General features: G+C 60.1%; 12 protein-coding genes and 1 pseudogene. 8 read left to right on the top strand and 5 right to left on the bottom strand.

Features of this window, described 5'->3' with window-relative positions:
- Positions 1-231 (top strand): NADH dehydrogenase ubiquinone Fe-S protein 4 (locus tag AB7F49_RS36555; RefSeq protein WP_428531982.1); only part of this gene is annotated, 231 nt, incomplete at its 5' end.
- A 155-nt stretch (positions 232-386) separates the two neighbouring features.
- Positions 387-791: a RidA family protein gene (locus tag AB7F49_RS36550; RefSeq protein ID WP_428531979.1), complete on the top strand. Its 405-nt coding sequence runs from the start codon at positions 387-389 to the stop codon at positions 789-791.
- A 62-nt stretch (positions 792-853) separates the two neighbouring features.
- Here AB7F49_RS36550 and AB7F49_RS36545 read toward each other — a convergent pair whose 3' ends face one another.
- Both AB7F49_RS36545 and AB7F49_RS36540 read right to left on the bottom strand, forming a co-directional pair.
- Positions 854-1,042 carry a hypothetical protein gene (locus tag AB7F49_RS36545; protein ID WP_428531976.1) on the bottom strand — a complete coding sequence of 63 codons (189 nt, stop codon included), beginning with the start codon at positions 1,040-1,042 and terminating at the stop codon, positions 854-856.
- A gap of 113 nt (positions 1,043-1,155) precedes the next feature.
- Positions 1,156-1,656: a hypothetical protein gene (locus tag AB7F49_RS36540; RefSeq protein WP_428531973.1), complete on the bottom strand. Its 501-nt coding sequence runs from the start codon at positions 1,654-1,656 to the stop codon at positions 1,156-1,158.
- A gap of 29 nt (positions 1,657-1,685) precedes the next feature.
- Here AB7F49_RS36540 and AB7F49_RS36535 point away from each other — a divergent pair, with 29 nt between their 5' ends.
- Both AB7F49_RS36535 and AB7F49_RS36530 read left to right on the top strand, forming a co-directional pair.
- Positions 1,686-1,970 (top strand): hypothetical protein, encoded by a 285-nt coding sequence (locus AB7F49_RS36535; RefSeq protein WP_428531970.1) that lies wholly within the window; start codon positions 1,686-1,688, stop codon positions 1,968-1,970.
- Entirely contained in the window at positions 1,946-2,314 is a 369-nt protein-coding gene (locus tag AB7F49_RS36530) for a hypothetical protein (protein ID WP_428531967.1), read from the top strand. The genes AB7F49_RS36535 and AB7F49_RS36530 overlap by 25 nt, the downstream gene beginning before the upstream one ends.
- A gap of 77 nt (positions 2,315-2,391) precedes the next feature.
- Here the strand turns inward: AB7F49_RS36530 and AB7F49_RS36525 are convergent, their stop codons facing one another.
- The 3 genes from AB7F49_RS36525 to AB7F49_RS36515 all read right to left on the bottom strand — a co-directional run bounded on the left by AB7F49_RS36525 (position 2,392) and on the right by AB7F49_RS36515 (position 4,772).
- On the bottom strand, positions 2,392-2,739 hold the full coding sequence (locus AB7F49_RS36525) for a hypothetical protein (protein WP_428531964.1): 348 nt from the start codon (positions 2,737-2,739) through the stop codon (positions 2,392-2,394).
- A 246-nt stretch (positions 2,740-2,985) separates the two neighbouring features.
- Positions 2,986-4,128 carry a tyrosine-type recombinase/integrase gene (locus AB7F49_RS36520; RefSeq protein ID WP_428531961.1) on the bottom strand — a complete coding sequence of 381 codons (1,143 nt, stop codon included), beginning with the start codon at positions 4,126-4,128 and terminating at the stop codon, positions 2,986-2,988.
- Complete coding sequence (locus tag AB7F49_RS36515; protein ID WP_428531958.1) at positions 4,128-4,772, bottom strand: hypothetical protein; 645 nt, start codon at positions 4,770-4,772, stop codon at positions 4,128-4,130. The genes AB7F49_RS36520 and AB7F49_RS36515 overlap by 1 nt, the downstream gene beginning before the upstream one ends.
- A 57-nt stretch (positions 4,773-4,829) precedes the next feature.
- On the opposite strand from AB7F49_RS36515, the gene AB7F49_RS36510 reads away from it, so the two are divergent.
- The 4 genes and pseudogenes from AB7F49_RS36510 to AB7F49_RS36495 form a co-directional block, all read left to right on the top strand.
- Complete coding sequence (locus tag AB7F49_RS36510) at positions 4,830-5,090, top strand: hypothetical protein (protein ID WP_428531955.1); 261 nt, start codon at positions 4,830-4,832, stop codon at positions 5,088-5,090.
- Positions 5,091-5,472: 382 nt separating this feature from the next.
- The gene (locus tag AB7F49_RS36505; RefSeq protein ID WP_428531952.1) at positions 5,473-6,174 is read left to right on the top strand and encodes a hypothetical protein; all 702 of its coding nucleotides are present in this window, start codon (positions 5,473-5,475) and stop codon (positions 6,172-6,174) included.
- Positions 6,110-6,289, top strand: a pseudogene (locus tag AB7F49_RS36500) (HGGxSTG domain-containing protein); the annotation flags it as partial. The gene AB7F49_RS36505 and the pseudogene AB7F49_RS36500, both read left to right, overlap by 65 nt.
- Before the next feature lie 295 nt (positions 6,290-6,584).
- On the top strand, positions 6,585-7,550 hold a 966-nt coding region (locus AB7F49_RS36495), incomplete at its 3' end, for a type I restriction endonuclease (RefSeq protein WP_428531949.1).

Genomic DNA, 7,550 nt, shown 5'->3' with positions numbered 1-7,550 from the left:
GAATTCGAGCCGGAAGCACCACGGGTGGTCGAGCCGCTGATGGGCTGGACCTCGTCGACCGACATGAAGAGCCAGCTTCGGCTGCGTTTCGCCAGCCGGGACGAGGCGATCGCCTATTGCAAGCGCGAGGGCATCGCCTACCAGGTGTTCGAGCCGAAAGAGCCCGCCCGCCGTACCATTGCCTATGCGGACAATTTCGCGTTCCAGCGCCGCGGCCTCTGGACCCATTGATCTCGACCGCGATGTCGCGGCGGCTCATCGGCTGAAGCGCGCCGGCAAGGCGGTCGCGCGCGAACATTGCGCGGCCTGAGGAAGCCGTTGCTTCGCGCGCCGTCGCTGCGCAATATTTCCTGCACAAGGATCAATACACTTTGGGAGGAACGCCGATGCCGCAACCGCGCTTTCTGAACCCGTCGACGCTGTCGAAGCCGCCGGGCTACAGTCATGTGGTTGAAGTCAGGGCGCCCGGACGCATTGTCTATATCGCAGGCCAGCTCGGGCTGGATGTCGACGGCAACATCGTCGGCGCGCCCGGCGATTTTCGCGCGCAGGCAACGCAGGCTTTCGAAAATCTCAAGCTTGCGCTCGCCGCCGTCGGCGCCGGATTCGGCGATCTGATCAAGATCAACAATTATATGACCGACATGTCGCATCTGCCGGTGTTTCGCGAGGTGCGCGACAGGTATCTCAACCTCTCCGCTCCCCCGGCCTCGACCACGGTCGAAATCTCGAAATTCGCCCGCGAGGGGGCGCTGTTCGAGATCGAAGCGGTGGCGATGCTCCCGGAATAGGGCAGGGAGCGCGCTCCGGTCAGACCGGGTGGTCGGCAACGTGCCAACCGGAGCGCTGGCGCTCACCGGTTGGAACAATTGGTGAAGCGCCCGTAGCCTTCGTCAATGATGCAGCCGACGGGGTCGTAGGGCCTGCGGTAAGGCAGCCCGTTGGGTCCGAGCGATGGATCGCCAACCGCGCTCGCGACGTATGAGCCCCAGCCCGGAGGTGGGCCGCCGTAATCGTCTGATCTCTCATATCCGCTCGGCATCATCGGCTCCGCAGTTGGCGCCGGAACGCTTCCCCCTAAGCGCCTTCCAGATGCTCGATCAGTTTGACGCGACGGCCGCCGTCGATCGCCTTGTCCGCCTCACATTATAACCGTCATTCAGGTTGCAACTTCCAATGTTCGATCGACAAAAGATAAACACCAAACTTCCAGCTTAAGCCCACCGAAAAACTTTCAGTGTCCGTCTCCACTTCCCACTTATATTGCTCATCTTCTTTTTTCCGCTCGCTCTTGAACTTGAGTTGCTTATTCCGAATGATTCTCGGGACGCACGCTTTCAATTCGCGGAACGAAACATCAAAAAGTGGTCTGGCATTAAGCCAAGAGCAATGAAAAAAGTACCCCCTATCGTCGTCTGAAACTTCTTTGCTCGTCGAAAGGTAACAGTCCGCACCCGTTAACGTCGGCTCCTGTACTTTCCAGCGCTCCTTTTGAAATGGCTGCCCCACGCGATTCACGACAAAGCTCTTTGGCGGCGACGAAAAATACAGTTGCACCAGTTCGCAAGCCGAAGCCGCGCGCGCATGGATTGATGAACACAGCAACAATACGATTGCGGCGACAATCCGCGAAATGCGCGCGAACGCGAAGTACATCTGAGCCCCCAATAACGAATGTTAGGTGATTGTTCCGCAACCTCGGGCTGCGCGCAAGGTCTCGTGTAGCGGTCTGTCGGTGGTCGCCTGAACGCTTCCACATTCGGATCGATATGAGGCCAGTGAACCGCGCGCGCATCATCCAACGCACGCTCGACAAGGTAGCCGGTCTGATCGAGGCCGAGCGCATCCGTGATGGCCTGGTCGGCTTCGAGGTGTTCGATCAGCTTGGCTTCAAGCATTTTCCGGTCTGTTATTCTCGCCACCGATCTGCAAAACATCCGCCTCGATGTGCGTTCGAAACGCGCGTTTAGAATTTCGCGACAGCCACCAACATCACCAAGGCGAACAACACGATATAGAGTCCGCCCACAAGCGCCACGATAACGACGGCGATGCGCCGCCAAAGTGGGAGGTCTCGCCACCGCGGCGCCATGATCTACCCCCGCCAAAGCCCGACAACGATCGCGCCGACGATCAGCCAAAGCAACAGGCCAACGAAGATTTCCGCCGTTTCCGGAAGACGGATTCCGAATGGCCGCATCAACTGGCGCGCGGTCTGGATAATCAGCAGCTCGGCGACGATCCGAAACGCACCTTCGATCATGGCGTGCGCCAGCGCACCGCAAAGGCACGCTTTGCCGCATCCATGCTATAGGCAAGCCCATAGTACGGCTGGCGCGCGCGCGCCGGTCAGACCGGTGGTCGGCAACGTGCCAACCGGAGCGCTGGCGCTCACCGGTTGGAACAATTGGTGAAGCGCCCGTAGCCTTCGTCAATGATGCAGCCGCCGGGGTCGTAGGGCCTGCGGTAAGGCAGCCCGTTGGGTCCGAGCGATGGATCGCCGAGGCGAGTCTGACGCGGGACCCGATAGGCGTAGACGGGCTTCCGATAGGTGCGCGAATAGCGGCGCTTCTTGGCCGAAGACCACTCGGCCCAAGACCACTCGGCCGAAGACCACGCGGCCGAAGACGACTCCGACAATTGCGCCTTCTTGATCGCCGTGGACGCTGTTGGCAGCGCGGGGGACCCGATCAGCGCCATCGCCAGACCGGCTGCAGCAGCCGTTACCAGTCGAGTCATCATGGCTCTCCTTTCCTCCCGAGAAACCCAACCCCAATGTCGCGCGGATTCTCCAAGATATCCTGTCAACTTTTTGGGAAACCACGGAGAAACCAAAAATCCGAACCAGGGCAGCGGGTTGCGGCGGCTGCAGGAGATGGCGACCCCGGGATGACTCGAACATCCAACCGCCGGATTAGAAATCCGAACTAGTCTGTTTTAGAACAATGGCTTACGCCCGCCATGTTGCGTTGGTGTTGCAAACGCCTAGCCCAGAAGGCGTATCTGGATATCCTCGGCGGCCTTCTGGTCGGCTTCTGTCGCGTCAAACAAGTGCCCGTAGGTGTCGAACGTCATCTGGATCGAGCTATGGCCCATCAGGCGCTGAATGCGCTTCGGGTTCATCCCGTTCTCAATCCATAGAGACGCACAGGCGTGCCGTAGGGCGTGCATTCCGTATTTGGCGACCGTGAGGCTAATGGGTGAGCCGGCGCCGTCCTTGGCCGCCTGGGTGGTCGCAATGCCGGCTGCAATCTGTATCGGGTCGAAGCCCCGCAGGATGATGTTTGACAGCGCCTCGACGTTGCCCACGCCGTTCGGAAAAACCAAACCGAGTTCGCCTTTCGGGCAGACCAGCTTCCATTCCCGCAGTGCATTCAAAACCATCGGCGGGCAGGGCACTGAGCGGTATGCCGCTTCAGACTTCAGCAGGCCGATCTTGTGGAAAACGTCGGCTCGCTGGGTGACGTTGATCTGGCGTCCCTCGAAGTCGACATCGGACCACGGCAGCCCGCGGAGTTCGCTGGCGCGAAGTCCGCAGAAGATGGCAACGAGGATCAGGGGACGCCAGCGGCCGGTCGCGCCCGCGATCATGGCCTGCAGTTCGGCCTTGGTCGGAATGACCGGCCGGCGATCCTTCCGTCGGGCCAGATGCAGGTCAATTCCGGCGGTGGGGTCCACGGTCGACAACCCGCGCCTACGGCTTTCGCGAAAGATTGCGCCGAGCGAACGGACTACCCTTCGCACCATCTCAGGCGATCGTCCCTCTTCGCGCAGCTTGTCTGCGAAGGCGTTCACGGCCGGCGCGTTCATTCCGGACAGCTTAAGTGCGCCGATGAACGGCACGATATGCAGGTCAACGTGCTCTTCGTAGCTACGAACCGTGGATCGCTCTAGCGCCTTTTCGTTGCAGCGCTTTATCCAGAGTGCGGCAGCTTCCTTGACGGTTGGCAACACGCTTTCCGGCGTGTGCAACCCGCGCGCCAGATCGTGGCGCGTTTCCACGAGCCATGCTTCGCCATCGCTCTTGCGCTCGAAGAGTTTCGCGCGCCGCTTACCGGCGCCGTCGACATAGGAAGCCTGCCAGCGGACCAGGCCAGAGGGCAGGGTGCGCTTGCGGACCTTGGCCATCACGCCTTCTCCTGCGATTTATTTCGCAAACGCATCGCCGCGACGCGGCAGCGGTCACTGCAATATTTTGCGTGCGAGCGTCGCCACGTGAGAGGCCCGGTTAAGAACGCATCGTCGCAATGATTGCACCTGAACAGCTCCGCACCATTGGTGATCGAGAATGCCGCTTCCGTGCACATGTAGTTGTCCAACCCCGCCGCTCGGAAAACGAACTCAGGTCCGCGCTCTCCGCGCACAAGGTACGCTTTGTAGGTGTTTCCAGTCGGGTGCCAGTTATTGTTGAACGCGTCGATATCTGTCGACTCTAGCAATTCCAGTAGCCGAGATTGAAAACCGATCACCCGGCCGTATTGGATGAGGAAGTGGTCGTCCTCCCGAAATCCCGGTATTCCATATCGCGCGATGAAGCTGCAGCGCTGGTTGTCAGTACGTGCGTTTATGAATTTTATTAGCAGGGTGTCTTCGAGATCGGCGAGTGTCAGTTGATAGACCTCTCGCGTAGCCGTCTTGGCGCAAAACCACTTGCCCTTTGTCTTCAGCGGGTTCTCGATTTCCATCGCATCCAGTGGGATTGAGGGACCACCAAGGTCCACGACCTCGACCCCGTCCGGGTAGCGCGACCATTTTAGCTGGACCCCAAACATCGCCGTCACCTCTATTGTTACGCTATTTTTCCGAATAGCGTATGAGGGTGGGTAACCATGCTTACCAAGTTGTTACGAGTTTTACAAGAAGTTACGGTCTCCTCACAAATATCGAAACAGGAGGCTGATTTGGCTGATACCAAGGAGCTGGACCGTCCGATTTACGGGGCAAAGGCGATCGGGGACGAAGTCGGGCTGCAGGAACGGCAAGCCTATTACCGATTGGAAAAGGGCGATCTGCCCGCTGAAAAGCTCGGCAACACTTGGGTCAGCACTCCCCGCCGCCTGCGCGGGCGGCTGAATACGGCGGCGGCCTAAGTGCGCGCGGCAATCGCCGCATAGTAACCGACGCGCTGGTCGGATTGGAATAACGGCAGCGGCGCGATGGGTAGCCCTCACTGTGGGACGTGACCATAGGGGCGAGCGCGGTCCGAAAGGTGTGAGCGCGGTCACCGGCGAAGCGGAAATCGCTGCAAGTAGACACCAACGCGACGTGGTACCGCCGCCAACGTTGCGGCCCTAAGCGACGGTCGGCTCCGGCAGGCAAGATCGCAGCGGGATAGGGACCGTCCCTGCATTCGTGCGGGGATGGTCGTCCTATGCCCGTCGCTCGGGTCTCACCAACAGGCAAGGGACTGAGAAGAGGGAAGGAAGAGGAGATGAATAACAGCATCGACGCCAAATCGACGCGGCCGAGGACATGTCGATGACCGCAATGAATACTGCGGAGGGGACCAAGCCATCGGCCGTAGTCGCCAACGATCCTGACGATCGCAGGGGTCAGCTAAAAAATATCGGCGGTTCTCAGTCCGATCACTGGAACAATACGCTCGCCAATCAGGCGATGCAGGCGCTCTGGCTAAAGAACTCGAGCCAGGAGGAGCGGGACAAGCAGTTGAGCGCCACCGTTGCGGCACTGATTGGCATCGCGCCCAAGGACGAACTGGAAGGCATGATGGCGGCGCAACTGGTCGCCGCCCACAACGCAGCGCTGGAATGCTACCGCCGCGCCATGATCGGCGAACAAACCTTCGAGGGCCGGCGCGAGAACCTTGCCCAAGCCAACAAGCTGTCGCGTACCTATGCGGCGCTGCTCGAAGCGCTCAACCGTCATCGCGGCAAGGGCCAGCAGAAGGTCACGGTCGAACACGTCCACGTCCATGCGGGCGGCCAGGCGGTCGTCGGCATGGTCGCCGCGCCCGGTCAACCGGGGGGTGGGGAGGCCACCAAAATAGAGGAACAACCCCATGCAAAGCAGATTGCCGGCCAAATTGCTCATGCATCTGAGCCCGCGTTGCGGCGCCCGGACGCGGGTCGCGACGCCGTGCCAGTCGCCCGCGATGGCAAACGGACGCTGCCGGATGCACGGCGGCAAGGCGCCGGGCGCGTCCAAGGGCAATAGGAACGCGCTCAAGCACGGCCGTTACACCGCGGAGGCGATCGCCGAACGGCGGCACCTGAGGGCGCTGTTGCGCGGCATGAAGGGCCTTGTCGAGCAGGTGGACGTCGAGGAATAGGCCGGGGCGTCTTTTCCGATGCGAGCCGGGCGGTTAGGTTCTTCCCGGCGCCTGTGCCATGCGGAAGGCAAAGGCGCGCGAACCGGGTGCGCACCCTGATGCAAAAGGTGCGCATCGGTGCCAATACTTGACTTGAGCAATTTGAGGATTCGCCTGTGACGATGAACAAACGGAGCCCCAGCGAACGCGACACCTGCACGAAATTCGGTCTGTCGGGCGTCAATGGCGGCGGCTGCGACGAAATGGCGAGCTAGAGCATTCAATCTAACCTCGCTGGAAATGGTCGACCCTCAAAATGGTGATGATCACGGCCGAACGCCACCTTGAAGAAGCGCTGGTCACGAAACTGCGGGACCTCAAGTATGAACATCGTCCAGACATTCGCGACCGCGCCACGCTGGAGCGGAACTTCCGCGCAAAATTTGAAGACCTGAACAGAGTCCGCCTTACCGACTCCGAGTTCGCCCGTCTGCTCGACGATATCGTCACGCCGGACGTATTCACCGCCGCCAGCAGACTACGCGAGCGCAACAGCTTCACCCGCGACGACGGCACGCCGCTGAACTATACGCTCGTCAACATCAGGGACTGGTGCAAGAACTCGTTCGAGGTCGTCAGTCAGCTACGCATCAACACAGACTACAGCCATCACCGCTACGACGTCCTGCTCCTGATCAACGGCGTGCCCGTCGTGCAGATCGAGCTAAAGACGCTTGGGATTAGTCCCCGGCGGGCGATGGAGCAGATTGTCGATTACAAGAACGACCCAGGCAACGGCTACACCAAGACGATTCTCTGCTTCCTGCAGCTCTTCATTGTCAGCAACCGCGATCGCACCTTCTACTTCGCGAACAATAACGCCCGGCACTTCGCCTTCGATGCCGAAGAGCGTTTTCTGCCGGTCTATGAGTTCGCCGACGTGGGCAACAAGAAGATCGCGCACCTCGATAGCTTCGCCGAAACCTTCCTCGTCAAATGCACGCTCGGACAGACAATCAGCCGTTACATGGTACTGATCGCCACCGAGCAAAAGCTTCTGATGATGCGTCCGTACCAAGTTTATGCGGCGAAGGCTGTTGTGGACTGCATCACCCAAAACTGCGGGAATGGCTACATTTGGCACACCACCGGAAGCGGCAAGACGCTCACCTCCTTCAAGGCGTCGACACTGCTCAAGGACAATCCCGACATAGAGAAGTGCCTCTTTGTCGTGGACCGCAAGGACCTCGACCGGCAGACGCGCGAGGAGTTCAACAAATTT

The sequence above is a fragment of the Pseudorhodoplanes sp. genome (genome assembly GCF_050250235.1).
In the GTDB taxonomy this organism is placed as follows: Bacteria; Pseudomonadota; Alphaproteobacteria; order Rhizobiales; family Xanthobacteraceae; genus Pseudorhodoplanes.
The sequence above is the reverse complement of the archived record's forward strand: the minus strand, read 5'-3'. Positions and strand labels throughout refer to the sequence as shown.

Excerpts from the sequence above, each read along its gene's own strand:
- AB7F49_RS36515 (WP_428531958.1), bottom strand. The coding sequence starts at position 4,772 with ATGTTTGGGGTCCAGCTAAAATGGTCGCGCTACCCGGACGGGGTCGAG.
- AB7F49_RS36525 (WP_428531964.1), bottom strand. The coding sequence starts at position 2,739 with ATGACTCGACTGGTAACGGCTGCTGCAGCCGGTCTGGCGATGGCGCTG.
- AB7F49_RS36510 (WP_428531955.1), top strand. The coding sequence starts at position 4,830 with ATGCTTACCAAGTTGTTACGAGTTTTACAAGAAGTTACGGTCTCCTCA.
- AB7F49_RS36550 (WP_428531979.1), top strand. The coding sequence starts at position 387 with ATGCCGCAACCGCGCTTTCTGAACCCGTCGACGCTGTCGAAGCCGCCG.
- AB7F49_RS36545 (WP_428531976.1), bottom strand. The coding sequence starts at position 1,042 with ATGCCGAGCGGATATGAGAGATCAGACGATTACGGCGGCCCACCTCCG.
- AB7F49_RS36530 (WP_428531967.1), top strand. The coding sequence starts at position 1,946 with ATGTGCGTTCGAAACGCGCGTTTAGAATTTCGCGACAGCCACCAACAT.
- AB7F49_RS36520 (WP_428531961.1), bottom strand. The coding sequence starts at position 4,128 with ATGGCCAAGGTCCGCAAGCGCACCCTGCCCTCTGGCCTGGTCCGCTGG.
- AB7F49_RS36540 (WP_428531973.1), bottom strand. The coding sequence starts at position 1,656 with ATGTACTTCGCGTTCGCGCGCATTTCGCGGATTGTCGCCGCAATCGTA.
- AB7F49_RS36505 (WP_428531952.1), top strand. The coding sequence starts at position 5,473 with ATGTCGATGACCGCAATGAATACTGCGGAGGGGACCAAGCCATCGGCC.